Source organism: Amycolatopsis sp. 3B14, from assembly GCF_050958625.1.
GTDB classification, from domain to species: Bacteria; Actinomycetota; Actinomycetes; order Mycobacteriales; family Pseudonocardiaceae; genus Amycolatopsis_E; species Amycolatopsis_E thermoflava.
Map to the genome: position 1 here is coordinate 32,650 of NZ_JBHZEN010000002.1, position 25,128 is coordinate 57,777.

Consider the following 25,128-nt stretch of genomic DNA (forward strand, 5'->3'; position numbering starts at 1 on the left):
ATGCTAAGAAGTCCTCGGGGGAATCCCGGGCTCGCGCCCGTCCTCCAGGACCTCCTTCAGGCCCAGCGCCACGGCCTTGGCCGCGCGCGCCCGCCGGTCGAACTCGCGGCGCAGCTGCCGGGGGCTCATTTCCCCGGCCGGGCTCGCGCGCAGGAAGTAATGCAGCAGCGTGCCGTCCAGCGTGCGCTCGAGCCAGACCTCCATCGTGCCGACCAGCGCGCCACGGACGGTCCAGCGCAGGCCCTCCTCGCCGCGGTCGGTGTAGACCTCGAGCACCAGGTCGGGCCAGTACCGCCGCCACGCGGCCGGGTCGGCGAACACCGCCGCCACGGTGCCGGGCGGCACCGCGATGAAGGTCTCGTCGACGATGTCGATGCTGGGCGGCGCACCGTTGAGCGTGCTCACGCCCAGCAGAATGTCATGCCCGTGTTACCGGCGGTCCGACCCCTTGGTCGTAAGGTGTCACCGACGCTAAGTTGTGACTGGCGAGTAACACCCTTGAACCACGGAGGTCCACCGTGCGCGAGTACAGCGCCCCGGCAGTGCAGCCGGTTGCCGATGACGAGAACCTCGCCGACATCGTGTGGGCGAACGCCGAGCGGTTCCCCGACGCGATCAGCTTCCGGCGCCAGGTGGACGGCTCGTGGCTGGACGTCACGGCCCGCGAGTTCGCCGCGCAGGTCATCGGCGTCGCGAAGGGCCTGGTCGAGGCCGGGATCGAGCGGGGCGACCGGGTCGGCCTGATGTCCAAGACACGGTACGAGTGGACGCTGATCGACTTCGCCATCTGGGCCGCGGGTGCCGTCACCGTGCCGATCTACGACACGTCCTCGCCCGAGCAGGTCGCCTGGATCCTGTCCGACTCCGGCGCCAAGGGCGTCTTCGTGGAGACGAGCGAGCACCTGGCCGCCGTCGACGAGGTCCGCGACCGGCTGCCCGCCCTGCAGTACACCTGGCAGATCGAGGCGGCCCGCCCCGCGGTGGACGAGCTGACCACGCTGGGCGCCGACGTGGCCGACGACACCGTGCACGAGCGGCGCCGCATCGTTCAGGCCGGCGACCTGGCCACCATCGTCTACACCTCGGGCACCACCGGCCGCCCCAAGGGCGTCGAGCTGACCCACCGCAACCTGCTGGCCGAGATCCGCGCCGACATCAACGCCTTCCCGCAGCTGATGGAGCAGGGCAACTCGCTGCTGTGCTTCCTGCCGCTGGCGCACGTGCTGGCCCGCGCGATCGCCGTCACCGCCGTCACCGCGCGCGTGACGCTCGGCCACACCCCGGACGTCAAGAACCTGGTCGCCGACCTGGGCACCTTCCGGCCGACGTTCGTGGTGGCCGTGCCGCGCGTGTTCGAGAAGGTCTACAACGGCGCGAAGCAGAAGGCGCACTCCGAGGGCAAGGGCAAGATCTTCGACCGGGCCGAGCAGGTCGCCGTGTCCTACAGCGAGGCGCAGGACACCGGCGGCGCCGGGCTGGGCCTGAAGGCGCAGCACCTGCTGTTCGACAAGCTGGTCTACGGCAAGCTGCGGGCCGCGCTCGGCGGCCGCTGCATCGCCGCGGTCTCCGGTGGCGCGCCGCTGGGCGCCCGGCTGGCGCACTTCTTCCGCGGCATCGGCGTGCCGGTGTTCGAGGGCTACGGCCTGACCGAGACCTCGGCAGCGGCGAACGTGAACACCCAGGACGCGTTCCGCGTCGGCACCGTGGGCCGCCCGGTGGCGGGCACCTCCGTGCGCATCGCCGACGACGGCGAGGTCCTGCTCAAGGGCGACGTCGTGTTCGGCGCGTACTTCAACAACGAGACCGCCACCAAGGAGGCGCTGGAGGACGGCTGGTTCCACACCGGCGACCTCGGCGAGCTCGACTCGGACGGCTTCCTGAAGATCACCGGGCGCAAGAAGGAGATCATCGTGACGGCGGGCGGCAAGAACGTCGCCCCGTCCGGGCTCGAGGACACCATGCGCGCCCACCCGCTGATCTCCCAGGCCATGGTGGTCGGCGACCAGCGCCCGTTCATCGCCGCGCTGGTCACGATCGACGAGGAGTTCTTCCCGGCCTGGAAGGCGCAGAACGGCAAGCCGGCCGACGCCACGGTCGCCGACCTGGCGCAGGACCCGGACCTCGTCGCGGCCGTGCAGGGCGCGGTCGACGAGGCGAACAAGCAGGTCTCGCACGCCGAGTCGATCAAGAAGTTCGTCATCCTGGGCAACGACTTCACCGAGGCGGGCGGCGAGATCACGCCGAGCCTGAAGCTCAAGCGCAACGTGGTGACGAAGAACTACGCGACCTTCATCGAAGGGCTGTACGAAAAGTAACGAGACCACTACGCTGTGTCGGTGCTTCACGATCACCGGTGCTGGGCCTTCGAGTCCACGGCGGATTTCCGGGCCCGCGCGCGGGAGTTCCTGCGCGACGGGCTCGCCCGCGGCAGGCAGGTCTGGTACGTCGCGCCCGGCGACCCGGCGCTCGACGGGCTGGACGACGCGTTTCGCACCGGCGCGGCGCGGACGGTCTCGCTCGACGAGGCGTGCCCGGCGGGCGCCGTGGTCGATCCGGACGCGCAGGCACGCAACTACGCACTGGCGACCGAGGCCGCGCTGGCGGCGGGCTACACCGGGCTGCGGGTCGCGGCGGACTGGACGCCGCTCGTGACCACGCCGGGGCAGCTCGACGCGCTCGCGCGCTACGAGCACGCGGTGGACCGGTACGCGGCCGCGCGGCCGTTCTCCGCGATGTGCGGATACGACCGCGGCCGAGTGGGTGACGAGGTGGTGGCGAGGGTGGCGTCCATGCATCCGGCGACGAACGCCGACCCCGGGTTCCGGCTGTTCGGCTCGGCGTCGGCGTCGGCCGCGCTCGCCGGGGAGCTCGACCTGTCGACCGAGGAGCTGCTCGTCGAGGCGCTGCGGCGGGCGGATCCCCCGACGGTGGACGGCAACCTGGTGCTCGACGTCAGCGGTCTGCGGTTCGCCGACCACCGCAGCCTGACGCGGCTGGCGGAGCACGCGGCGAACCGTGGTGCGACACTGGTGTTGCGTGATCCCTCGCCGGCCGTGTCCCGCCTGGTCGAAGTGCTGGGGCTGTCGACGGTGCGGGTGGAGGGGGCCGCGTGACCGCGTTCGTGCACCCCGCGCTGTTCTACGGCTCCGACGACGAGTACCTGGACGCCCTCGTGCCCTTCGTCACGGACGGCCTGGCGCGGCGGGAACCGGTCGCGGTCGCCGTGCCCGGCGACCGGCTGTCCGTGCTGCGGCCCGCGGTCGGCTCGGACGATGTGCTGTGGCTGGACATGACCGAGGCGGGCCGCAACCCGGGCCGGATCATCCCGACGGTGCTGCGCAGGTTCGCCGACGCGCACCCGGACCGGCACGTACGCATCATCGGCGAGCCGATCTGGGCAGGCCGCTCGGCCACCGAGTACCCGGCGTGCGCGCAGCACGAGGCGCTGATCAACCACGCGTTCGACGGCCGGGACGTGACGATCGTGTGCCCCTACGACACGGCGGCGCTGGAGCCGTCCGTGGTCGCCGACGCCCGTGAGACGCACCCGGAGGTGTGGGAGGCGTCGCGGCGGTACGCGAGCGTGGAGTACGCGCCGGACGACGTGGTGGCGCGCTACAACCAGCCGGTGCCGGCCGCGGCCCCGGTGGAATTCGCGGTGACCGGCGACTGGGGCGTCCGCGAGGCCCGCCATTGGGCGGCGGCGCAGGCGCGGGTGTTCGGGCTGAGCGAGGCCCGGGTGCCCGATCTGGAGCTGATCGTCACCGAGCTGGCGACCAACAGCCTGCGGCACGCGGGCGGCTCGTGCCGGGTCGAGCTGTGGCCCGCGGACGGTCACCTGTGCTGTGCGGTGCACGACGACGGTTTCCTGGCGGACCCGCTGGCCGGGCGGCGCCCCCAGCCGCCGGGCGCGCTGGGCGGGCGCGGGCTGCTGCTGGTGCACCAGCTTGCCGACCTGGTTCGCACCTACACACAACCGGGCCGGACGACGCAGTACGCGCTGCTGCGCCTGTGATCACAGTGGCGTGAGCGCCGCGAGCTTCCAGGCGCCGTCCACCTTGCGCGCCACCACCGACACCGCCGCCGACGACGACGTCTGCTGTCCGGTCGTCGTGTTCAGGGTCTGCTGCTCCAGGAACGCCAGTGCCCGCGCGGTGTCGCCGTGGAGGTCCTGCAACCCGAGCGAGGCCACCGTCGTCGTGCGGATCAGTTTCTGCGACACCGCCTGCTCCTGCGCCGCGGCGAAGGTGTCGCGGTACTGGGTCACCGCGTCGTCCACCAGGACCGACGCGGCCGCCCGCTCGGTGCGCGCCAGGTTGCCGTAGTCGTAGGAGAACACCGCCTTCAGGGCCGCGCTGATCTGCTCTGACGCCTCTGCCGTCGCCGCCGGGTCGGCCAGCGCGGCGTTCGACGTGCGCCACTGCCCGGCCTGCACCGCGGCCCACCCGGCGAACCCGCCCGCCAGCACGATCACCGCCGTGAGCACCGAAACCCACGTCGCCACGCGGGAAGTCACGAGGCCCCCTGCACGGACGTGATCTTCCAGGTCCCGTCCGCCCGCGCCACGTCCGCGGTCAGGTGGCTGCGGCCCGGCTTCGGCTCACCACCATCGGACGCGATCGACACGTCCAGCACCGCGATCACCCGCGCCGTGTCCCCGTCCACCTCCGTCACGGCGATCTGCCGCAGCGACGCCGTCGCGACGAGCTTCGCCGCGGTGGCCCGGTCCACCTGCCCCTGCCGGTCCCCGCTCAGCGACGAGCCCAGCTGGCCGCTCGTCACCGCGATCCACCGGTCCAGCGCGGCACCGGCCTCGCGGTAGTCGATCGTGTTCAACGCGACCAGCGCGTCACCCGCGGCGGTGCTCACCGCGTCCCGGTCCCTGGCGCGGACCAGCCCGTCGTCGTGCGCCGCGCTCCACCAGCTCCACCCGAACCACGCCGCGGCCAGCACCGCCACTGCGGCCAGCGCGCCCAGCACCCGGGTCATCCCGGCAGTCCCAGCAGCTGCCCCAGCGAGCTCGCCGTCCCGCTCACCAGCCCCAGCACGCCGGGCATCCGGGCCGACGTGGACTGCGTCGGAGACGGCGCGGGGTCGGACGGTTTCGCCGGGTTGACCGGCTTGCCCGCGTACGGCGCGTTCTGCGCGCCACGCACCCCGGTCGCGCTGCCCGGCGGCTCGGCGCAGTAGGCCTGCCGGTTGGCGGGCAGTTCGCGGGTGTCGTTCGCCGGGCGCTGCTGCGTCGTCTCGTAGCCCTTGGTGCACGAGTGCGGGTCGAAGAAGTTCAGCACCAGCCCGAGGTGGCCTTCGCCGTTGGACCAGACGGACCGGGTGAACGCCGAGATCACCGGGTAGGCGACCAGCAGCTCCTCGATCGCGTCGGTGCGCACCGAGGTGATCTGCGCGGTGGTGAGCAGGTTCGCGATCAGCACGCCGAGGTCGGTGCCGGACGTCGCGAGGATCGTGTCCAGGTCCCGCGCCAGGCCGGGCGTGGTGTCGATGACCTTCCGCAGGTCCGGGTCGGCGCCCTTGAGCTGCTCGGCGATCGTGCGCAGGCCGGTGGCCATCGAGGTGATCGTGTCGGCCTGCCGCTGCTGGGTGTCCAGCACGACCCGGCCGTCGGCCAGCAGCCGTGTGGTCTGCGGCAGGTTCTCCGTCGCCGCCGTGGTGAACGAGTTCGCGGTGTCGAGCAGCTGCTGCAGGTCGTGGCCGCTGCCCGCGAACGCGTCGTAGGTCTCGTCCACCACGGTCTTCAGCGACTGGGTGTCCACACTGGACACCAGACGGTCCAGGTTGGCCAGCACGGTGTCCGGCGAGAGCGGGATCGCCGTGCGGTCGCTGGTGATCACCGACCCGTTCGCGAGGTAGGGCCCGTCCTGGTGCTTGGGCCGCAGGTCGACGTACTGCTCCCCGACCGCCGACCGGGTCGCGACCACGGCTTCGGTGTCGGCCGGGATCTGCTCGTCGGAGGTGATGTCCAGGTCGACCGCGACTCCCTCGTCGGTCAGGTGCAGCTTGGACACCCGGCCGACCGCGACGCCCCGGTAGGTCACCTCGGCGCCCTCGAAGATCCCGCCCGACTCGGTCAGGTTCGCCGTGACCAGGTAGCCGCTGGTGCCGAACAGCCGGTCCAGCCCGGCGTACCGGCCGCCCGCGTACCCGACCGACGTGAGCGCGATCAGCAGGAACGCGATCAGCTGGATCCGGTGCTTGCGGGTGATCACGGCGTCCCTCCCAGCAGGTTGCCGAGCAGGTCGCTCAGCCCGGGCAGCAGACCGGTCACCGGCTGCGGCTGGGTCTGCGCCTGCGGCGCCGTGGGCTGCGGGATCGGCAGGGGCGGCGCCGCGGCCTGCGTGCTGGTCTCGTTGTCGCTCGGCAACTGGAACGACGGGAACTTCCCGGAGTTGGCGATGTTCTGGAAGATCGCGTCCAGGTTCAGGTCGAGCCGCGCGGTCACGTTCGCGTAGTCGCCCTTCACCACGTCGCCTGCGACGTCGGGCAGCGGGTAGGTCGGCAGGATCTTCAGCGCCTCCGGCAGGTTGGTACCCGCTTCGGCCAGTTGGGACAGTGTGGGCGCGAGCGCCCGCAGGTCCGCCAGCAGCGACTCCCGGCTCGCGTCGATCGTGTCCACGGCCACGCCGGACAACCGGTCGAGCGACTGCAGCATCCCGACCAGCTGGTCTCGCTGCTGGGTCACCACGGCCATCCCGGGCGCGAGGTCTTCCAGCGCCGTCGTAAGGTTCGCGGTCTGCGCGACGAGCGTGCCGGACAACCGGTTGAGCCCGTCGATGGCCCGGATGATCTCCGCCTTCTGCCCGTCCAGTTCGGTCGCGATCCGGTCCACCCGCGCCAGCAGCGCGCGGATCTCCGCCTCGTTCCCGGTGAGCGCGTGGTTCAGCTCGCGGGTGATGTCGGCCAGCTGGTTCACCCCGCCGCCGTTGAGCAGCAGCGACAGCGCGCCCAGCACCTCCTCGACCTCGGGGTTGCGGTTGGTGCGCGCCAGCGGGATCACCGAGCCCTCGCGCAGCGGCGCCGCGGCCGGTTCCCCGGCAGGCTCGGCGAGCTGCACGAACTTCTCCCCCAGCAGGCTCGACTGGCGCAGCTGGGCGAACGAGTTCTCCGGCATCTTCAGGTCGCCGTTGAGGCTCATGTGCACGATCGCGGACCTGGTGTCCGGCGCCAGTTCGACGCTGTCGACCCGGCCGATCGGCACGTCGTTGACCTTCACCGAAGCCTGCGGCACCAGGTCGAGCACGTCGGCGAACTGCGCGGTGATGCGGTACGGGTGGTCGCCGAGGTCCGCCCCGCCCGGCAGCGGCGTGTTGTAGAGCCCGGAGAACCCGGCCGTGCCGCAGCCCGCCAGTAGCAGCAGCACCCCGCACAGCACCCCGGTCAGCCGCCTCATGATCCGGCCTCCGGGATGTCGACCAGCGGCAGCAACGGCAGCGGCGGGAGCTTGCCGCTGTTGATGTCGGCGAGCAGCTGCGGGATCGACGGGACCTTCGCGATGCCCTCGACCACCGGGGCGATCGCCTCGCACACGTCGCTGACCGTCGTCGGCAGGCCGACCGGCGTGGACGCCTTGATCAGCCGGCACAGCGTGGTGACCAGCGGGTTGGTGAACTCGTTGGCGTTGTAGCGGATCGCGATGCTGCCCGACGCCGCGTCGTAGGAGTTGATGAAGTTGGTCATGCCGGTCGGGCCGACGTCGAGCACCTCGGCGAGCGCGGCCCGCTGGTCGACGAGCACCTGGGTGATGCTCGCCAACCGGTCCACGTTGGACGTCAGCAGGTCCTTGTTCTCCGCGACGAAGCTCTGCACGTCACCGAGCGAGGAGCCGAGCGCGGCCAGCGCGGCGCTGACGTCGTCGGAGTCCTCGGCGAGGAAGCCCGTCACGTTCCCGAGCCGCTGGTAGAACTCGTTGAGCTGCGCGTCGCTGTCCGCCAGCGCGGTGGTGAACGACTGCAGGTTCCGCACGGTGCCGAACAGGTCTTCCTTCGAGTTGTCCAGCGTGCGCGACAGGTTCGCCAGCTCGGTGACGGTGCTGTTGAGGTTCAGCCCGTTGCCGTCGAGGTTGGCCGCGGCGGTGTCCAGCAGGTCGGACAACGCGCCGTTCGCGTTGGCGCCGTTGGGCCCGAGGCTGGTCGACAGCTTGTCGAGCGTGCCGTAGAGGTCGTCCAGTTCCATCGGGGTCGCGGTGCGGTCCTGCGGGATGAGCGTGCCGGACGCCATCACCGGCCCGCTGTCGTAGGCCGGGGTGAGCTGCACGTACCGGTCGCTGACGAGGCTCGGGGCGACCACGACGGCGCCGGCGTCGGCGGGGATCTGCACGTCGTCGTCGACCCGCATGTCCACGCGCACCACGGCGCCCTCCGGGGTGACGCCGGTGATCTCGCCGACCGGCACGCCGAGGACGCGCACGGACGAGCCGGCGTAGAGGCCGACGGTCCGGTCGAACAACGCGGAGATCCGGGTGCCGCCGCTGTCCCGCAACACCAGGTACAAGCCGGCCGTCACCAGCAGCGCGAGCACGCACCCGGTCGCGATCCAGCGGTACACGCCGCGCGAGGCACGGCTGTCGAGCGTCATCCGCCCCCCAATCCCTGGTCCGGCGCGGAGATCGGCGGCGTGCAGCCCTCGGGGTTGATGGACAGCCCGCCCGCCTTGATCACCGGCGGCAGCAGCCCGCAGATGTAGCCCTCGAACCAGCGGCCGTTGCCGGTCGCGTTCGCGCCGACGCGGGTGAACGGCGCGAGCAGCTCGAGGCTGCGGTTCAGGTTGTCCTGGTTGTTCTGCAGGATGGTGGTGACCTCGCCGAGCCGCTCCAGCGTCGGCCGCAGCTGCGCGCGGTTGTCGGCGACCAGTCCGGAGAGCTGGGCCGCGAGCTGCTGCGTGCCGGTGAGCAGCGCCTTGATCGCGTCCCGGCGCCGTTGCAGCTCGCCGAGCAGCAGGTTGCCGTCGTTGATGATCGCGGTGAGCTGGGCGTTGCGGTCGGCGAGCGTCCGCGACACCTGGCTGGTGTTCGCCAGCAGGTTCGCCAGCTCCTGGTCACGGGAGGACACCGTGCGCGACAACGCGGACAGGCCGGACAGCGTGTCCCGCAACGGTTGCGGGGTGTCCTTGAGCGCGTCGGCGACCGCGTCGAAGCTCTGCGCGAGCTGGTTCGTGTCGATCTGCCCGACCGTCGTGCTCAGCTGCTGGAAGGCGTCCTGCAGCTGGAATGGGGTGGTGGTGCGCTCGACCGGGATCGGCCGGTCCGGGTCCTGCGCGCCGCCGCCCTTGGGTTTGAGCGCGAGGTACTTCTCCCCCAGCAGCGTCTTGATCTCGATGGACGCCGTCGACTCGTCGCCGACGCGGGTGTTCTCCACCTTGAACTTGACGAGCACCTTCCGGCCTGCCAGCGACACGTCGGTGACCTGGCCGACCTTCACGCCGGCCACCTGCACCTCGTTGTCCGCCGCGAGGCCCGCGGACTCGGCGAAGTAGGCCTGGTAGGTGGTCCCGGTGCCGAGCAGCGGCAGCTCGTCGGAGAAGTAGGACACCAGCGTCACCAGCACGACGAGCACGAGCGTCACCGCGCCGACGGCGGCCTGGTTGCGGTCCTTGAGCGCCTTCATGACGTCTTGCACCTCTCCGGGAGCTCGGTCGCAGGCAGCGGGAGCAGCGGCAGGGTGATGTTCAGCGACGTCACGCCGATGGTCCCGGTCAGACCGCAGAGGTAGTAGTTGTACCAGCCGCCGTAGCTCAGGGTCCGGGTGAACTTCTCCAGGTTGCCGGGCAGCTTCTGCAACAGTTCGTCGATCAGCTGCCCGGAGTCGGCGAGCGTGCCGGACAGCGTCCCGAGCGCGGCGATGTCCTGCTGGACCGGCGCTCGCGCGTCGGCGAGCAGCCCGGCGGTGGCGTCGGTCAGCTCGCCCAGCGCAGACACCGCGTCGCCGATCGGGCCGCGCTGCGCGGCCAGCCCGGACACCAGCTGCTGGGTCGCCTCGATCAGGTTCGACAGCTGCGGGCCGCGGTCGTTCACCGTGGTCAACACGGTGTTGAGGTTGCCGATCACCTGGCCGATCACCTCGTCGCGGTCGGCGATGGTCTGGGTGAGCGACGCGGTGTGCGAGAGCAGGCTCTCGATCGTGCCGCCCTCGCCCTGGAAGACCTGGATGATCTCGTAGGAGAGCTGGTTGACCTGTTGTGGGTCCAGGGCCGCGAACAGCGGCTTGAACCCGTTGAACAGCACGGTGAGGTTCAGCGCCGGCTGCGTGCGTTCCGGCGGGATCATGCCGCCCGCCGCCAGCTGGTCGTCCCCGGGCACGTTGGTGCCCAGCGACAGGTACCGCTGCCCGACGAGGTTGCGGTACTTGACGGTCGCGGTGACCGAACCGGGCAGGCGGTAGGCCGACTGGACGGTGAAGTGCACGTCGGCGTAGCTGGTGTCGCCGTCCTGCTCGACGGTGATCTCGTCCACCTGCCCGACCTTCACGCCGACGATCCGCACGTCGTCGCCCTCGTGCAGGCCGGAGGCGTCGGTGAAGCGCGCGGTGTAGGTGGACGTGACGCCGAAGTTGGTGTTGGCGATGGTGGAGCCGAGGATCCCGGTCAGCAGCACCGTGACGGCGGCGAAGATCAGGATCTTGATCAGCGACGGGACGAACCGGTTCACTGGACCTCCACCTCCGCCCCGCGGTAGAGCGGCCCGGCGAGCAGGGTTCCCCACCCCGGCACGTCCTGCGGCGCGGCCGGCGACAGCAGCGCCGCGACCAGGTCCTGCTCGGCGGGCGAGTTCGCGACCGATCCGGTGGTGGACGACCCGCCGTCGATGATCCCGTTGCTGGGCAGCGGAACGCTCGCGCCCGGCCCGGCGGGCGGGTGGGTCGAGCCGTCCTGGATCGGCCCGCCCGGCGGGTACTGCGGCCAGCGCCCGGGCGGCAGCACCATCGGGTAGCAACGCGGCCCGCGCTTGTCGAGGTACTCCGGTTCGTCCTTGCCCGGCTCGTACTTGGTGCGGTCGGCGACGAACCGGATCGTCACGTGGTTCATCTTGTCGGTGCCCGCGCCGAAGGCCTCGTACGCGCGCGGCACGGCTTCGGCCAGCTGCTGCAGCAGGCACGGGTACTCCGGCGCGTACTTCGCGAGAACCTCCAAAGTGGACTGCGAGGTGACCGTGAGGTTGATCAGGTTGGCCTGGTTGACGCGCAGGAAGCTGTCCAGGTTGTCACTCGCGTTCGTGACCGACCCCCAGACCTGGGTGAGCGCCTGCTGCTTGTCCACCAGGGTCTTCGTGGTGGTGGTCAGGTCGGCCAGCGCCTGCAGGAAGTCCGGCGCGGCCCGGTCGTAGGTGTCCGCGACGTTGGCCAGCCCGGTGATGTCGGCCTTGATGTCCGGCAGCGACGGGTTCAGCCCGGCCAGGTACTCGGACAAGTTCACCAGCGTGGCGCCGAGCTGCTCGCCGCGGCCGTCGAGCGCGGTGGAGACCGCGTTGAGCGTGCTGGCGAGCTTCTGCGGCTGGACGGCCTGCAGCAGCGGCATCACGTTGTTCAGCACCTGCTCCAGCTCGATCGCCGAGCTGCTGCGGTCCTGCGGGATGACGTCGCCGGCCGCGATGTGCCTTTCCGACGGATCGGGCGGGATCTGCAGGGCCACGTAGCGTTCGCCGAACAGGGTTTTGGGCAGCAGCCGCGCGGAGACGTTGTCCGGGATCAGGCTCAGCCGGTCCGGGTCCAGCGCGAGTTCCAGCGCGGCGTGGTCGCCCATCGCCTGGATCGAGCGCACCTCGCCGACGACGACACCGCGGATCTTGACGTCGGAGCCCTTGCGCAGCTGGTTGCCGACGTGGTCGGTCTCCAGCCGCACCATCGCGACCGGGGTGAACTCCTTGTTGTAGGCGGCGACCGTGGTGGCGAAGAACAGCCCGCACACGACGAGGAACACCAGGCCGAGCACCTGGTGCCAGAGCCGCCGCAGCAGAACCGCCCGTCTCATCCGGCGATCCTCACCGTCGTGGTCGCGCCCCAGACCGCGAGGCTGAGGAAGAAGTCCAGCACCGAGATCAGCACGATCGACGTCCGCACCGCGCGCCCCACCGCGACGCCGACGCCGGCGGGCCCGCCGCTGGCGGTGTAGCCGTAGTAGCAGTGCGACAGGATCACCAGCACGCTGAACACGATCACCTTGCCGAACGACCACAGCACGTCCTCGGGCGGCAGGAACAGCCCGAAATAGTGGTCGTAGGTGCCCGCGGACTGGCCGTAGAGCCACACCGTGACCTGGCGCGAGGCCAGGTAGGACGACAGCAGCCCGACCGCGTACAGCGGGATCACCGCGCCCAGCCCGGCCAGCACGCGCGTGGTGACCAGGTACGGCAGGCTGGGCACCGCCATCACCTCGAGCGCGTCGATCTCCTCCGAGATGCGCATCGCGCCGAGCTGGGCGGTGAACCCGCAGCCGACGGTCGCCGACAACGCGAGCCCGGCGGCCAGCGGTGCGACCTCGCGGGTGTTGAAGTAGGCCGAGATGAACCCGGTCAGCGCGGCGGTGCCCAGCTGGTTGAGCGCGGCGTAACCCTGCAGGCCGACGATGAGACCGGTGAACAGGGTCATGCCGATCATCACGCCGAGTGTCCCGCCGATCACCGCGAGACCGCCGGTGCCGAAGCAGACCTCGGTCAGCAGCCGCAGCGTTTCCCTGCTGTAGCGGCGAAGCGTGCGCGGCGCCCAGGCGAGCGCGCGGACGTAGAAGGAGAGCTGGCTGCCCAGTCCCTCCAGCACCGCGCCAGGGCGCGCGATCATCTCGAGTGTCCGGTCGGACACCCCGGGCTGTCTCTCCAGCGTTTCGGCGGTCATCACAGCGCTTTCGGCGGAATGATCCGCAGGTAGATGGCGGTCAGCACGACGTTGATGAGGAACAGCAGCAGGAACGTGATGACCACGGCCTGGTTCACCGCGTCGCCGACGCCCTTCGGCCCGCCCGCCGGGTTGAGCCCACGGTAGGCGGCCACCACCCCGGCGACGAACCCGTACAGCACGGCCTTGATCTCGCTGACGTAGAGGTCCGGCAGCTGCGCCAGCGCGTTGAAGCTGGCCAGGTACGCGCCCGGGGTGCCGCCCTGCATGACGACGTTGAAGAAGTACCCGCCGAGCACGCCGACCACGCTGACCAGGCCGTTGAGCAGCACGGACACGACCATCGCGGCGAGCACGCGCGGCACGATGAGGCGCTGGATCGGGTTGACCCCGAGCACCTCCATCGCATCGATTTCTTCGCGGATCTTGCGCGCGCCGATATCGGCACAGACGGCGCTTCCGCCGGCGCCCGCGACGAGGAGGGCGGTGATCAGCGGGGCGGCCTGCTGCACGATGGCCAGTGCGCTGGCCGCGCCGGTGAACGACTGCGCGCCGATCTGCTGGGTCAGCGAACCGAGCTGCAGCGCGATCACCGCGCCGAACGGGACGGCGACGAGCGCGGTGGGCAGGATCGTGACGCTCGCGAAGAACCAGCACTGCAGGATCCACTCGCGGAACTGGAAGGGCCTGCGCGGGATCGCCCGCAGCACTTCCCAGGCCAGTGTGGACAGGCGGCCGACCTGGGTGAGCGCGGCGGTGCCCGGTATCGTGAGCGTTCCCGTGCGTGACCCCATCACACCTCCGCGACCCCAGCCTCGTTGCTCTGAGTCTTACTCCCTTGCGGGAAACCGCTTTGCGTTAGCGGTGTTTACTTCGTATTCCCGTGAAGTCGATCACCCCTGCAGGTTCAGTGCGTGGGTCGCCGTCGCCCCGCCGTCGGCGACGAATTCCCCGCCCGTGCAGTAGGAACTCTCGTCACTGGCCAGGAACACCGCGAGCTGCGCGATCTCCTCGGGCTTGCCGACGCGTCCCAGCGCGACCTTCTTGCCGACCCAGGCCATGTCGATCTCCGCCCCGCCGGCGGCGTCGGCCACCATCTTCGTGTCGATCATGCCGGGATGGACCGAATTGACCCGGATCCCCTTGCGCCCCAGCTCCAGCGCGGCCACCTTCGTCATCCCCCGGATCGCGAACTTGCTCGCGGTGTAGGCGACGAGGAACGGCATGCCGGCCAGACCCTCCACAGAGGACACGTTGATGATCGAGCCGCCACCGGCCCGCGTCATCGGTTCAACGACCGAGCGCATGCCGAGAAACGCCCCGATCTGGTTGATTCCGATGACGCGTTCGTAATCGGCCAGTGACGTGTGCGCAAGCTCCGAGAAGTGCAGGATTCCGGCGTTGTTCACCAGCACGGTGAGGCCGCCGAACTCGTCCTCGGCGCGCTGCACCGCGGCGGCCCAGTCGTCCTCGCGCGAGACGTCGAGGTGCTGGTAGACCGCGCCGATCTCGTCGGCGAGGGCCTTGCCGTCGTCGTCGGCGACGTCGGCGACCATCACCTTCGCGCCCTCCTGCGTGAACCGCCGGGCCGCGGCCGCGCCCTGTCCCCTGGCCGCGCCCGTGATCAGCGCGGTCTTCCCGTCGAGGCGTCCCATCACATCATCTCGTCGGTCAGCGGCAGGTACACCGACTTGAGCTCGGTGTAGGCCTCGATCGAGGACTTGCCGCCCTCGCGTCCCAGCCCGGACTGCTTGAACCCGCCGAAGGGCAGGTGCGGCTCGATCTGGAAACCGTTGATGCCGATCGTGCCCGCGCGCAGCTTGCGGGACACGCGGAACGCGCGCTGGACGTCGGCGGTGAACAGGCCCGCGCCGAGCCCGTACTCGGTGTCGTTGGCCAGGCGCACGGCTTCGTCCTCGTCGGTGAACGGGACGACCGCGAGCACCGGGCCGAAGATCTCCTCCTGCGCGATCGTCGCGTGGTTGTCCACGTCGGCGAAGATGGTCGGGCCGACGAAGTTGCCGTTCGCCAGGTCGCCGCCGAGCCGCTCGCCGCCGGTGACCAGCCGGGCGCCCTCGGCCTTGCCCTTCTCGATGTAGCCGAGCACCCGTTCCAGCTGCTTGGCGTTGATGAGCGGGCTGGCCATGACCCCCGGGTCGAACGGGTCGCCGTAGGTCATCGCCTGCGCCATGCCCTGCGCGGCGCCGAGGAACTCGTCGTAGACGTCCTGGTGCACCAGTGCCCGGGTGTTGGCGACGCACGCCTGGCCGGACAGGCCCATCGTGACCGCGCCGACGACGGTCGCGGCGGCCAGGGCGACGTTGGGCGCGTCGGCGAACACCAGCGCCGGGCTCTTGCCGCCGAGTTCGAGCGAGACCCGCTTGAGCGTGCCCGCGGAGGCCTCGACGATGTGCTTGCCGACCGCGCGGCTGCCGGTGAAGCTGACCTTGTCGACCCCGGGGTGCGTGATCAGGGCTTCGCCGACCGGGTCGCCGGGGCCGGTGACGACGTTGAGCGTGCCGGCCGGCAGCCCGGCCTCGACCAGCAGCTCGACCATGCGCAGCACGGTGAACGTGCAGTATTCCGAAGGTTTGAGCACGATGGTGCACCCGGCCGCGAGTGCCGGGGCGACCTTCTGCGCGAACAGCAGGAACGGCGCGTTCCACGGCAGGATCGCCGCGACCACGCCGATCGGCTCGCGGAAGGTCATCGCCAGGTGGTCGCCGCCCTGGTACGGCGTCAGGGTCTCGCCGCCGAGCTTGTCGACCCAGCCCGCGTGGTGGTCGAACACGTCCGCCGCGGCGCCGACCGAGGTCGCGTAGATCGTGCTGCTGAACGACAACGGCACCGAGTTGTCCAGCGCCTGCAACGACCGCAGCTCCTCGGCGTGCTCGCGCAGCAGGTCCGCGTACCGGTGCAGAACCGCGACACGCGTGCTCGCGCGGGAGTTCGACCAGGCGCCCGACTCGAAGGCCACGCGCGCCGACGCGACCGCGGCGTCGACGTCGGCCTCGGTGGCGATGGCGAACTCGCCGATCTCCTCGCCGGTCGCCGGGTGGCGGTGGGTCCACGAGTCGCCGCCGGTGCCGGGGCCCCACTGGCCGTCGAGGTAGAGCTGACCGGTTTTGAGGCCGACGGATTCGCGGTGCGGCTGCACGGTGAGTGTCATGGGAGCTCCAGGATCTCGGTGGCGGCGAACATGGTGTCGGGATCTCGGTCGTCGAAGTGGGCGCCCACGGTGGCCGCCAGCTCGTCGGCCGTCCACAGCGGACCGGCGGTGTCGAACCGCTGCTCGACGGCGGGCGGTTTCAGCAGCGCGACCATGCCGCCGTGCACCACGAACACCTGACCGTTGATGCGGTCCGCCCGCTCCGAGGCGAGGAACGCGACGAACGGGGCGACGTGGTCCACCGACAAGGGATCGACGCCGCCGTCCGGCGCGTCGCCGAAGACCGCGGCGGTCATGGCGGTGCGCGCACGCGGGCAGATGGCGTTGGCCCGCACGCCGTACCGCGCGGCGCCCCGGGCGGTGGCGACGGTGAGGCCCACGATGCCGGCCTTGGCGGCCGCGTAGTTGGGCTGACCGGCGGATCCGACGAGGAACGCCTCGGACGCGGTGTTGACGATCCGCGCGAACACCGGCGCGCCGGTGGCCTTGGATTGGGCGCGCCAGTGCGCGGTGGCGTTGCGGGACAACAGGAAATGCCCGCGCAGGTGCACCCGGATCACGGTGTCCCACTCCTCGTCGGACATCGAGAACAGCATCCGGTCGCGCAGCACCCCGGCGTTGTTGACGACGACGTGCAGCCCGCCGAAGTGGTCGAGCGCGGCTTCGACGAGGGCGTCGGCGGTGGCGCGCTCGCCCACGTCCCCGGTGACGAGCAGCGCCCGCCCGCCCTCGGCTTCGATCTCCTCGACGACGGTTTTCGCGGCCTCCGTGACGTCGTTGAGGACGACCGAGGCGCCCGAACGGGCCAGCGCCAGTGCCTCCGCCCGGCCCAGTCCCGCCCCGGCGCCGGTCACGATGGCCACCCGCGGTTCCCGCATACCTTCCACGACGGTCAGACTAGAATCTGTTCTCGTCCCGGACAAGCCCCAGTTTCTGCCGTTTACTCGACGGTGAACAGCGCATTCTTGGGGCAAGCCGCGATCGCTTGCGAAACACGTTCTACTTCTGATTCGGGCACCGACGGGTGAACGATGCGCAACTCCTCGTCGTCATCCAGCTCGAAGGCGGCGGGCGCGAACCCGATGCACACCTCGTTCGCCTCGCACAGCGACCGGTCGACGGCGACCTCCATGGCTTTCCTCCTCGGCGGCGGAGCTGATAGAAATAGAACGTGTTCTAGACTAGCGCCACGGACCGGTCTGCTTCCAGCAACGACCGGGCGGGCCGGAGGTGACGCATGCGGATCAGCTACACGCCCGAGCAGGACCGGCTGCGCGACGAACTGCGCGACTATTTCGCCAGGCTGATGACCCCGGAACGGCGCGAGGCGCTGGCCGGGGACGGCGGCGAGTACGGGGATGGCAAGGCCTACAAGGAGATCGTGCGCGAGCTGGGCCGGGACGGGTGGCTCGCGATCGGGTGGCCGGAGGAGTGGGGCGGGCAGGCCAGGCCCATGCTCGACCAGCTCGTCTTCACCGACGAGGCGGCCGTGGCCGGGGTGCCGGTGCCGTTCCTGACGGTCAACACGATCGGGCCCACGATCATGCGGTTCGGCACGCCGGAGCAGAAGGCGTTCTACCTGCCGCGCATCGCCGGCGGCGAGCTGCACTTCTCGATCGGCTACTCGGAGCCGGAGGCGGGCACCGACCTCGCGTCCCTGCGCACCCGCGCGGTCCGGGACGGCGACTCCTACATCGTCAACGGCCAGAAGATGTGGACGAGCCTGATCGAGTACGCCGACTACGTGTGGCTAGCCGCGCGCACCGACCCGGACGCGAAACGGCACAAGGGGCTGAGCATCCTGGTCGTGCCGACCGACGCGCCCGGCTTCTCCTGGACGAAGGTGCGCACCGTCGCCGGACCGGGCACGAGCGCGACCTACTACGACGACGTGCGCGTGCCGGTGTCCGCCCGGATCGCCGACGAGAACGCGGGCTGGCCGCTCATCACCAACCAGCTCAACCACGAGCGCGTGGCGCTGACCTCGGCCGCGCCGATCATCTCCGCGCTGGACGAGGTGCGGAGGTGGGCGCAGGAGACCAAGCAGCCGGACGGCAGCCGGGTCATCGACGCCGAGTGGGTCCGGATGCACCTGGCCCGCGTGCACGCCCACGCCGAGTACCTCAAGCTGCGCAACTGGCGGATCGCCTGGGCCGCGGGCTCGGACGAGCTGGGCGCGGCGGAGGCCTCGGCGACGAAGGTGTTCGGCACCGAGCTGGCGATCGAGGCGTACCGGCTGCTGATGGAGGTCGTCGGGCCGGGCGCGGTGGTGCGCGCCGGCTCCCCTGGCGCTGTGCTGCGCGGACGGCTGGAACGGGCGCACCGCTCGGCGCTGATCCTGACCTTCGGCGGCGGCACGAACGAGATCCAGCGCGACCTGATCGCGGCGACCGCCCTGTCCCTGCCCGTGACCCGCTGAGGAGGAACCCGTGGACTTCGCGTTGAGTGCGGACGTCACCGAACTGGCCGCGCTCGCCGGCCGCATCCTGTCCGAGCGCGCTTCGGCGAGCCCGCACGGCGAGGGCGGGTTCGACCGCGCGGTGTGGCAGGAGCTGGCGGGGGCCGGGGTGATCGACGCGGCGCTGCCCACCGCGGTCGGGGGCGGCGGCCTCGGGCTGCTCGGGCAGTGCGCGGTGCTGACCGAGATCGGCCGGACCGTCGCCGAGGTGCCGTACCTGCCGACCGTGGTGGCCGCGTCCGCGATCGCCGAGGCCGGGGACGGGCAGCTGATCGAGGAGTGGGTCGTGCCGGCGGTGCGTGGTCAGGCGGTGCTGGCGCTGGCCCTGCCGGACGCGGGCGCGCCGTGCGGCTTCACGGCGGAACCGGACGGCGGGGGCTGGCGGGTGTCCGGGGCGCAGACGGCGGTGCCGTTCGCCGCGTTCGCCGACGCGCTGGTCGTGCCCGCGCACACGTCCGAGGGGACGGCGGTGTTCGTCGTCGCGGCGGACGGGGTGCGGGCGCAGAGCGTGGTCGACCACGCCGACGCCGGACTGGTCGAGCTGAACGGCGTCGCGGCTTCGCGGTTGCCAGCGGTGTCCCTGCTCGAACACGCGACTGTCGGGTTGTGTGCGCAGCAGCTCGGCGTGCTGGAGAGCGCGTTGCACCGCACGGCGGAGTACGCGCGCCAGCGCGAGCAGTTCGGGCACGCGATCGGTGCCTTCCAGGCGGTGCGGCAGCGACTGGCGGACGCCTACATCGACGTCGAAGCCGTGCGGCTGACGCTGTGGCAAGCCGCGTGGCGCCTGTCGGAGGGGCTGCCCGCAGCGCCGGAGGTCGCGACGGCGAAGTACTGGGCCGCCGAGGCCGGGCACCGCGTCGCGCACACCGCGGTCCATATCCACGGCGGGGTCGGCATCGACACCGACCACGAGTTGCACCGGTACTTCGTGGCGGCCAAGCGGCTGGAGTTCGCCCTCGGCGGGGCGACGGCGCAGCTGCGGGTGCTGGGCGAGCTGCTCGCGACGTCATGACGGTCACCGAGATGCTGCTGGCGCGCGCCGCGGACGACGGCCCCGGCCTGCGGTTCGAGGACTCGGCGTGGACGTGGCGGGAACACGTGCAGCAGTGCGCCGACCACGCGGCGGTGTTGCGTTCGCTGCTGACCGGGCCGGTGAAGCACGTGGGTGTGCTGGCGGACAACGTGCCGTCGTTCTCGTTCCTGCTCGGCGGGTGCGCGTTCGCGGGATCGGTGCTGGTCGGCCTGAACCCGACGCGCCGGGGCGCGGCGCTGGAGCGGGACATCCGGCTCGCCGACTGCCAGCTGGTGCTCACCGAGGGGCGGCACGCGGCGCTGCTGGACGGGGTGGACGTGCCGGTGCTGGACCTGGACGGGCCGGAGTGGGCCGCGTTGCTGGATTCGTGCGCGGGCGCTCCGCTGTCCCCGGTGCGCGCAACGCCTTCGGACCTGCTGATGCTCATCTTCACCTCCGGCACCAGCGGCGACCCGAAGGCGGTGCGGTGCACGCACGAGAAGATCGCCTTCCCCGGGCAGATGCTCGCCTCCCGGTTCGGACTGTCCGGTTCGGACTGCGTGTACCTGTCCATGCCGATGTTCCACTCCAACGCGATCATGGCCGGGTGGTCGGTCGGGCTCGCCGCGGGCGCTGCCCTGGCGATGCGGCGGCGGTTCTCGGCGTCCGGTTTCCTGCCCGACGTGCGTCGGTTCGGCGCCACCTACGCGAACTACGTGGGCAAGCCGCTGTCCTACGTGCTGGCGACGCCCGAGTTGCCGGACGACGCGGACAACCCGCTGCGGATCGTCTACGGCAACGAGGGCGCGGAGGCGGACCTGGCCGAGTTCGGCCGCCGGTTCGGCTGCCACGTGGTGGACGCGTTCGGCTCGACCGAGGGCGGGATCGGGTTCGCGCGGACGCCGGACACGCCGCCGGGGTCGCTGGGCCCGCTGCCGGAGGGGGTCGCGGTGCTGGACCCGGAGACCGGCTCGGAGTGCCCGCCCGGGGTGGTCGGGGAGCTGGTGAACACCGCCGGTGCGGGGGCGTTCGCGGGCTACTACAACAACCCGGAGGCGGACGCCGAGCGACTCCGCGACGGCCGGTACCACACCGGGGACCTGGCGTACGTGGACGAGAACGGGTTCTGCTTCTTCGCCGGGCGGCTCGGGGACTGGCTGCGGGTCGACGGCGAGAACCTCGGCACCGCGCCCATCGAGCGGATCCTGCTGCGGCACCCGGCGATCGCGGAGGCGGCGGTGTACGCGGTGCCGGATCCGGCGGTGGGCGACCAGGTGATGGCCGCGCTGGTGCTGTCGGGGCCGCTGTCGCCCGAGGAGTTCGGGGAGTTCCTCGCCGCGCAACCCGACCTCGGGCCGAAGCAGCTGCCACGGTTCGTGCGCCTCGTCAACGAACTCCCGAGGACATCCACGTACAAGATCGTGAAACGGCAGCTGGCGGCGGAGGGGACGGAGTGTTGCGATCCGGCCTGGACGCGTGCCCTCAGAGGACGATGAAGGAGTCCAGGAGTCCGACGCCCGTCAAGATCCCCAGCGCGGACGTCAACACCATCGCCGCGACAGCGGTCGTCAGCCAGAGGCGGCGCCGGGACGCACGCACGAACACCAGAGCCAGCGCACCCCACAGCAGACCTTCCACGAAGAACCACGGTTCGTTCAGGAACAGGTCCTGCAGATCGGCGACGTTCCGGTCATAGGAAACCCAGACACTGCCCGGCAACTCGGTGGGGTGTACGCCCGTGACGCTGAGCACCCGCAACGTCCAGTTGACCACGGCGTGCATGCAGCACCCGACCGCGCCGGCCCAGCCGAAGAACGGCAACGCCCGCCGCAGGGCCGGCCTGGCGAGGATCAGCGGAAGAACCGCCGCGGCCATGATGATGGCGGCTCCGGCAGCGTTGATCGCCTGGAAAACCGGCTTCGAAACCGGCTCACCGATCATGCCGAACGTGCCGCCGAAGGCGTAGTAGGCGCGGTAGCAGCCGTAGACGAACGCCCACCCGGCAAGCCAGATCGCGAGTTTGCGGGCCCGCTGGTCGCGGCTGTCATCCGTCGTGGCAACGCCTTCGTGCCGCACGTCGATAGGTGAAGAGCGCACACTCATCCTTGTTTCCGATGTCCTCGGCCTCACCTTGACACGACGGCACTGAGAAAATCTCAAGCCGCACTACGCCTGTCACCGCTTCCGTCAGAACGTCGCGTTGATCGGGCGCAGCCGCCGGGGCCCGGTGTCCGGCCGGGCCGGCGGCGGGCCGAGCACGATGCGCGCGTTGGCCACGAACGCGCCCTCCGGCGAGGCCATCACCGGGTCCAGCGTCAGCGCCCGCACCTCGGGGTGGTCCTCCGCCAGCGCCGCCACCCGCAGCACCATGTCCTGCAGCGCCGCCAGGTCCGCGGGCTCGTCGCCGCGGTAGCCGGTCAGCAGGGGGGCGCTCTTCGGCTCGCGGATGAGCGTCGCGGCGTCCACATCGGTCAGCGGCACCGCCCGGTACGCCCGGTCCCCCAGCAGCGTGCTCACCAGCCCCGACAACCCGAACGACACCAGACTGCCGAACGACGGGTCGTCCTGCAGGCCGATCAGGCACGAGATGCCCTTCGGCGCCATCTTCTGCACGTAGACGTCGCGCTCGCCGGACACCTCGCTCAGGTCCTCGTACCCGCGCCGGACCGCGTCCGGCGACGCCAGGTCCAGCCGCACGCCCGCGAGGTCCGGCCGTCCGCGCAGGCGTTCGTCCACGGCCTTCACCGTGACCGGGTAGCCGAGCTCCTCCGCGGCCTGGACCGCGGCCTCGGCGCTCGACACCACCCGGAACGGCACCACGTCGATGCCGTAGCACCCGAGCAGCCGCACGATGTCGGCGTCCTCGAGCACCACGTTCTTGTCGCCGCCGGCCAGGATCTCCCGCACGACCTGCTCGGCCTGCTCGACGTGCAGCCCGTCGGGGCGGATGAGCGTGCCCTGCGGCCGCTGCCGCCACGCCGCGTACCGCACGACCTTCGCCAGCGCGTTCACGGCGCGTTCCGGGCTGGGATAGGACGGGATCGACCCGCGCCCGGGGGCGCCGTCCGGTCCCGGCACGGCCAGTTCGTCCGGCACGCCCTCGGCGGCGAGGAACGTCGACACGATCGGTTTGCCCTGGTCCAGCTCCTGCGCCGCCTCGCGCAGCGCCCGCGCGTACGTGCTGCCCGGGATCGACAGCGGCGGCACGAACACCGCGACCAGCGCGTCGGTCTCCGGGTTGTTCAGCGCCTCCCGGACCGCCGCGGCGAAGTCCTCCGGACCCGCCTGCGGCCCGACGTCCACCGGGTCGAACGCGAGCCGCAGCCCCTGCGCGCGGGCCGTGTCGGCGGCGAGCAGGCCGATCGCGCTGGAGTTGCCGACGATCCCGATCCGCGGCCCCGCGGGCAACGGCTGGTGGGCGAACACGAGCGCGGTGTCGAACAGCTGGGCCAGCGTCTCCACCCGCACCACACCGGCCTGCTCGAACAGCGCCTGCACGCTCGACTCGTCGACCTCGGCGGAGGTCGCGGCCAGCTGCGGGCGGACGGCGTGCCGCCCGGACTTGACCGCGACGATCGGCTTGCTGCGCCCGAGCCGCCGGGCGAGGCGGGCGAACTTGCGCGGGTTGCCGAACGATTCGAGGTAGAGCAGGACGAGGTCGGTGCTGGTGTCGGTCTCCCAGTACTGCAGCAGGTCGTTGCCGGAGACGTCGGCGCGGTTGCCCGCGGACACGAACGTCGACAGGCCGAGGCCGCGCGCTTCGGCGTCGGCGAGGATCGCGGTGCCCAGGGCGCCGGACTGGCAGAAGAACCCGGCGCGGCCCCGTTTGGGCAGGCGCGGGGCGAGGGTGGCGTTGAGCCGGACCGCCGGATCGGTGTTGAGCACGCCGAGGGCGTTCGGGCCGACCACGCGCATGCCGTGCGCGCGTGCCTCGCCGACGAGGCGCAGCTCGGCGTGCAGGCCGTGCGGGCCCGCCTCGCCGAAACCGGCGGTGACGATCAGCAAGGTCTTGACGCCCTTGGCGAGCGCACCGTCCAACACGGACTCGACCTGGTCCGCGGGCACCGCCACGACGGCGAGGTCCACCGGGTCCGGGATGTCCACAACGGACGGATACGCGCGCACGCCGCGCACCGAGCGGTGCTCCGGGTTGACCGGGTAGACGGTGCCCGCGAAGTCCGCGGCGAGCAGGTTGGACAGAACCGAGTAGCCGACCTTCGTGGGGTCGGCCGAGGCGCCGATGACCGCGACCGACCGCGGGTGGAGGAGGTTGTAGACGCTGCGCGCCTCGGCGGCCTGTTCGCGAGCGCGGGCGACGGCGAGGGACTCCTCGGTGGGGTCGATGTCGAACTCCAGGTGCAGCACGCCCTCCTCGATGGCGCGGCTGACCTGGTAACCGGCGTCGCGGAAGACGCGCACCATGGCGGCGTTCTCGGCGAGGACCTCGGCGACGAACCGGCGCAGGCCGCTCTCGGACGCGGCGGCGGCCAGGTGTTCCAGCAGGATCGACCCGACGCCGCGCCCCTGGTGCGCGTCGTCCACGACGAACGCCACCTCGGCCGAGGGCCCGTCGCCGAGCCGCTCGTACCGCCCCACGGCGATGATGTCGTCCCCGAGCAGGGCGACGAACGCCACGCGGTCGTGGTGGTCGACGACGGAGAACCGTTCGAGGTCCCGCTGCGGGATGCGCGGGTAGGCGCCGAAGTAGCGGAGGTACCGGGTGCGCTCGGAAAGCTTGCCGTGGAAGGCGACGAGGGCGTCGGCGTCACTCGGCACGATGGGTCGCAAGTGGACGGTGCCGCCGTCGCTGAGCAGGACGTCGGCCTCCCAATGGCGGGGATAGTCGTAGGGATCACGGGGCCCGTGCTTCTCCCGGTTCGCGCCCTCACCCGCGCCGGCCGCCCGCCCGGGACCGGCGCCGCCGGACGCGCCACGGGGGGCTGGCTCCTGGCCGGCATCGCTGGACGCACCGGCAGCACCACGCTCCTCGGCACCACCGCGCTCACCGGCACCGCTCGGCCCACCAGCACCACCGCGGCCAGCGCTGCCGCGTTCACCGGCGCCGCTCCGCTCACCAGCACCACCGCGGCCACCAGTGCCGCGTTCACCGGCGCCGCTCCGCTCACCAGCACCACCGCGGCCACCAGTGCCGCGCTCACCAGCACCGCTCGGCCCACCAGCACCACCGCGGCCAGCACCACCGCGCTCACCGGCGCCGCTCACCTGCGTCTGCCCCGCGCCCCCACGCTCGCCGGCACCGGTCAGCTGCTCCTGCTCCCCGCTGCCGCCCGCACTGCCCTGATCACTGCCCACGTCAGCGCCACCCACCTGCTCCTGATCGACACCGCCGCCCAACCCCGAGCCGCCACCGGCGACCTGCGCACCACCAGAGGCCTCATCACCGGCCGCTCGCTCACCACCGGAGGCCTCGCCACCGGCCGCTCGCGCACCACCGGAGGCCCCACCACGACCGACACTGCCCACACCGGCGCCCGACCCAAAGCCGCCACCGGCGGCCTGCGCACCACCGGCGACCTCGCCACCGGCCGCTCGCTCACCACCGGAGGCCCCGCCACCACCGACACTGCCCACACCGCCGCCCGACCCCAAGCCGCCACCGGCGGCCTGGCCACCACCAGAGGCCCCACCACCG

Annotated in this window: 23 protein-coding genes; 6 read left to right on the top strand and 17 right to left on the bottom strand. The window is 71.5% G+C overall.

Going from position 1 to position 25,128, the window contains the following annotated elements; genetic code table 11:
* Positions 1-3: 3 nt before the first annotated feature.
* Positions 4-405: a polyketide cyclase / dehydrase and lipid transport gene (locus ACCP09_RS00670; RefSeq protein WP_123685470.1), complete on the bottom strand. Its 402-nt coding sequence runs from the start codon at positions 403-405 to the stop codon at positions 4-6.
* 113 nt (positions 406-518) lie between these two features.
* On the opposite strand from ACCP09_RS00670, the gene ACCP09_RS00675 reads away from it, so the two are divergent.
* Genes ACCP09_RS00675 through ACCP09_RS00685 form a run of 3 tightly spaced genes read left to right on the top strand, consistent with a single transcriptional unit; the run spans position 519 to position 4,015 of the window.
* Complete coding sequence (locus ACCP09_RS00675) at positions 519-2,315, top strand: AMP-dependent synthetase/ligase (RefSeq protein ID WP_431905715.1); 1,797 nt, start codon at positions 519-521, stop codon at positions 2,313-2,315.
* A 21-nt stretch (positions 2,316-2,336) separates the two neighbouring features.
* On the top strand, positions 2,337-3,113 hold the full coding sequence (locus ACCP09_RS00680) for an MEDS domain-containing protein (RefSeq protein ID WP_433742478.1): 777 nt from the start codon (positions 2,337-2,339) through the stop codon (positions 3,111-3,113).
* Complete coding sequence (locus tag ACCP09_RS00685) at positions 3,110-4,015, top strand: anti-sigma factor RsbA family regulatory protein (protein WP_433742480.1); 906 nt, start codon at positions 3,110-3,112, stop codon at positions 4,013-4,015. The genes ACCP09_RS00680 and ACCP09_RS00685 overlap by 4 nt, the downstream gene beginning before the upstream one ends.
* Here ACCP09_RS00685 and ACCP09_RS00690 read toward each other — a convergent pair whose 3' ends face one another.
* The 14 genes from ACCP09_RS00690 to ACCP09_RS00755 all read right to left on the bottom strand — a co-directional run bounded on the left by ACCP09_RS00690 (position 4,016) and on the right by ACCP09_RS00755 (position 17,137).
* The gene (locus tag ACCP09_RS00690; RefSeq protein ID WP_378334011.1) at positions 4,016-4,516 is read right to left on the bottom strand and encodes a hypothetical protein; all 501 of its coding nucleotides are present in this window, start codon (positions 4,514-4,516) and stop codon (positions 4,016-4,018) included.
* Positions 4,513-4,989, bottom strand: coding sequence for a nuclear transport factor 2 family protein (locus tag ACCP09_RS00695; RefSeq protein WP_433742482.1), 477 nt, complete (start codon positions 4,987-4,989; stop codon positions 4,513-4,515). The genes ACCP09_RS00690 and ACCP09_RS00695 overlap by 4 nt, the downstream gene beginning before the upstream one ends.
* Complete coding sequence (locus ACCP09_RS00700; RefSeq protein ID WP_123685466.1) at positions 4,986-6,224, bottom strand: MCE family protein; 1,239 nt, start codon at positions 6,222-6,224, stop codon at positions 4,986-4,988. Before ACCP09_RS00700 ends, ACCP09_RS00695 begins: the two co-directional genes overlap by 4 nt.
* A complete protein-coding gene (locus tag ACCP09_RS00705; protein ID WP_433742484.1) occupies positions 6,221-7,405 on the bottom strand; it encodes an MCE family protein in 1,185 nt (394 codons plus the stop codon). Before ACCP09_RS00705 ends, ACCP09_RS00700 begins: the two co-directional genes overlap by 4 nt.
* A complete protein-coding gene (locus ACCP09_RS00710; RefSeq protein WP_378334008.1) occupies positions 7,402-8,589 on the bottom strand; it encodes an MCE family protein in 1,188 nt (395 codons plus the stop codon). The genes ACCP09_RS00705 and ACCP09_RS00710 overlap by 4 nt, the downstream gene beginning before the upstream one ends.
* Complete coding sequence (locus ACCP09_RS00715) at positions 8,586-9,617, bottom strand: MCE family protein (RefSeq protein WP_433742486.1); 1,032 nt, start codon at positions 9,615-9,617, stop codon at positions 8,586-8,588. The genes ACCP09_RS00710 and ACCP09_RS00715 overlap by 4 nt, the downstream gene beginning before the upstream one ends.
* Entirely contained in the window at positions 9,614-10,657 is a 1,044-nt protein-coding gene (locus ACCP09_RS00720; RefSeq protein WP_431905703.1) for an MCE family protein, read from the bottom strand. The genes ACCP09_RS00715 and ACCP09_RS00720 overlap by 4 nt, the downstream gene beginning before the upstream one ends.
* Positions 10,654-11,976 carry an MCE family protein gene (locus tag ACCP09_RS00725; protein WP_027934933.1) on the bottom strand — a complete coding sequence of 441 codons (1,323 nt, stop codon included), beginning with the start codon at positions 11,974-11,976 and terminating at the stop codon, positions 10,654-10,656. Before ACCP09_RS00725 ends, ACCP09_RS00720 begins: the two co-directional genes overlap by 4 nt.
* A complete protein-coding gene (locus tag ACCP09_RS00730) occupies positions 11,973-12,836 on the bottom strand; it encodes an MlaE family ABC transporter permease (RefSeq protein WP_027934932.1) in 864 nt (287 codons plus the stop codon). Before ACCP09_RS00730 ends, ACCP09_RS00725 begins: the two co-directional genes overlap by 4 nt.
* Positions 12,836-13,630 (bottom strand): MlaE family ABC transporter permease, encoded by a 795-nt coding sequence (locus ACCP09_RS00735; RefSeq protein WP_017983886.1) that lies wholly within the window; start codon positions 13,628-13,630, stop codon positions 12,836-12,838. Before ACCP09_RS00735 ends, ACCP09_RS00730 begins: the two co-directional genes overlap by 1 nt.
* A 99-nt stretch (positions 13,631-13,729) precedes the next feature.
* Positions 13,730-14,491, bottom strand: coding sequence for a glucose 1-dehydrogenase (locus ACCP09_RS00740; protein WP_364143486.1), 762 nt, complete (start codon positions 14,489-14,491; stop codon positions 13,730-13,732).
* The gene (locus tag ACCP09_RS00745; RefSeq protein WP_433742489.1) at positions 14,491-16,005 is read right to left on the bottom strand and encodes an aldehyde dehydrogenase family protein; all 1,515 of its coding nucleotides are present in this window, start codon (positions 16,003-16,005) and stop codon (positions 14,491-14,493) included. The genes ACCP09_RS00740 and ACCP09_RS00745 overlap by 1 nt, the downstream gene beginning before the upstream one ends.
* Entirely contained in the window at positions 16,002-16,883 is an 882-nt protein-coding gene (locus tag ACCP09_RS00750) for a 3-oxoacyl-ACP reductase (protein ID WP_433742594.1), read from the bottom strand. The genes ACCP09_RS00745 and ACCP09_RS00750 overlap by 4 nt, the downstream gene beginning before the upstream one ends.
* 62 nt (positions 16,884-16,945) lie before the next feature.
* Positions 16,946-17,137: a ferredoxin gene (locus tag ACCP09_RS00755; RefSeq protein WP_433742491.1), complete on the bottom strand. Its 192-nt coding sequence runs from the start codon at positions 17,135-17,137 to the stop codon at positions 16,946-16,948.
* 105 nt (positions 17,138-17,242) lie between these two features.
* Here ACCP09_RS00755 and ACCP09_RS00760 point away from each other — a divergent pair, with 105 nt between their 5' ends.
* Genes ACCP09_RS00760 through ACCP09_RS00770 form a run of 3 tightly spaced genes read left to right on the top strand, consistent with a single transcriptional unit; the run spans position 17,243 to position 20,971 of the window.
* Positions 17,243-18,424, top strand: a complete 1,182-nt coding sequence (locus ACCP09_RS00760; protein ID WP_378363994.1) for an acyl-CoA dehydrogenase family protein — start codon at positions 17,243-17,245, stop codon at positions 18,422-18,424.
* 10 nt (positions 18,425-18,434) lie between these two features.
* Entirely contained in the window at positions 18,435-19,475 is a 1,041-nt protein-coding gene (locus ACCP09_RS00765; RefSeq protein ID WP_433742494.1) for an acyl-CoA dehydrogenase family protein, read from the top strand.
* The gene (locus ACCP09_RS00770; protein WP_433742496.1) at positions 19,472-20,971 is read left to right on the top strand and encodes a long-chain-fatty-acid--CoA ligase; all 1,500 of its coding nucleotides are present in this window, start codon (positions 19,472-19,474) and stop codon (positions 20,969-20,971) included. Before ACCP09_RS00765 ends, ACCP09_RS00770 begins: the two co-directional genes overlap by 4 nt.
* On the opposite strand, the gene ACCP09_RS00775 is transcribed toward ACCP09_RS00770, so the two are convergent.
* Positions 20,958-21,572 (bottom strand): hypothetical protein, encoded by a 615-nt coding sequence (locus ACCP09_RS00775; RefSeq protein ID WP_433742498.1) that lies wholly within the window; start codon positions 21,570-21,572, stop codon positions 20,958-20,960. The two genes, ACCP09_RS00770 and ACCP09_RS00775, sit on opposite strands and share 14 nt — an antisense overlap.
* A 90-nt stretch (positions 21,573-21,662) precedes the next feature.
* Complete coding sequence (locus ACCP09_RS00780; RefSeq protein ID WP_051363145.1) at positions 21,663-24,290, bottom strand: bifunctional GNAT family N-acetyltransferase/acetate--CoA ligase family protein; 2,628 nt, start codon at positions 24,288-24,290, stop codon at positions 21,663-21,665.
* Positions 24,291-25,128 lie beyond the last annotated feature (838 nt).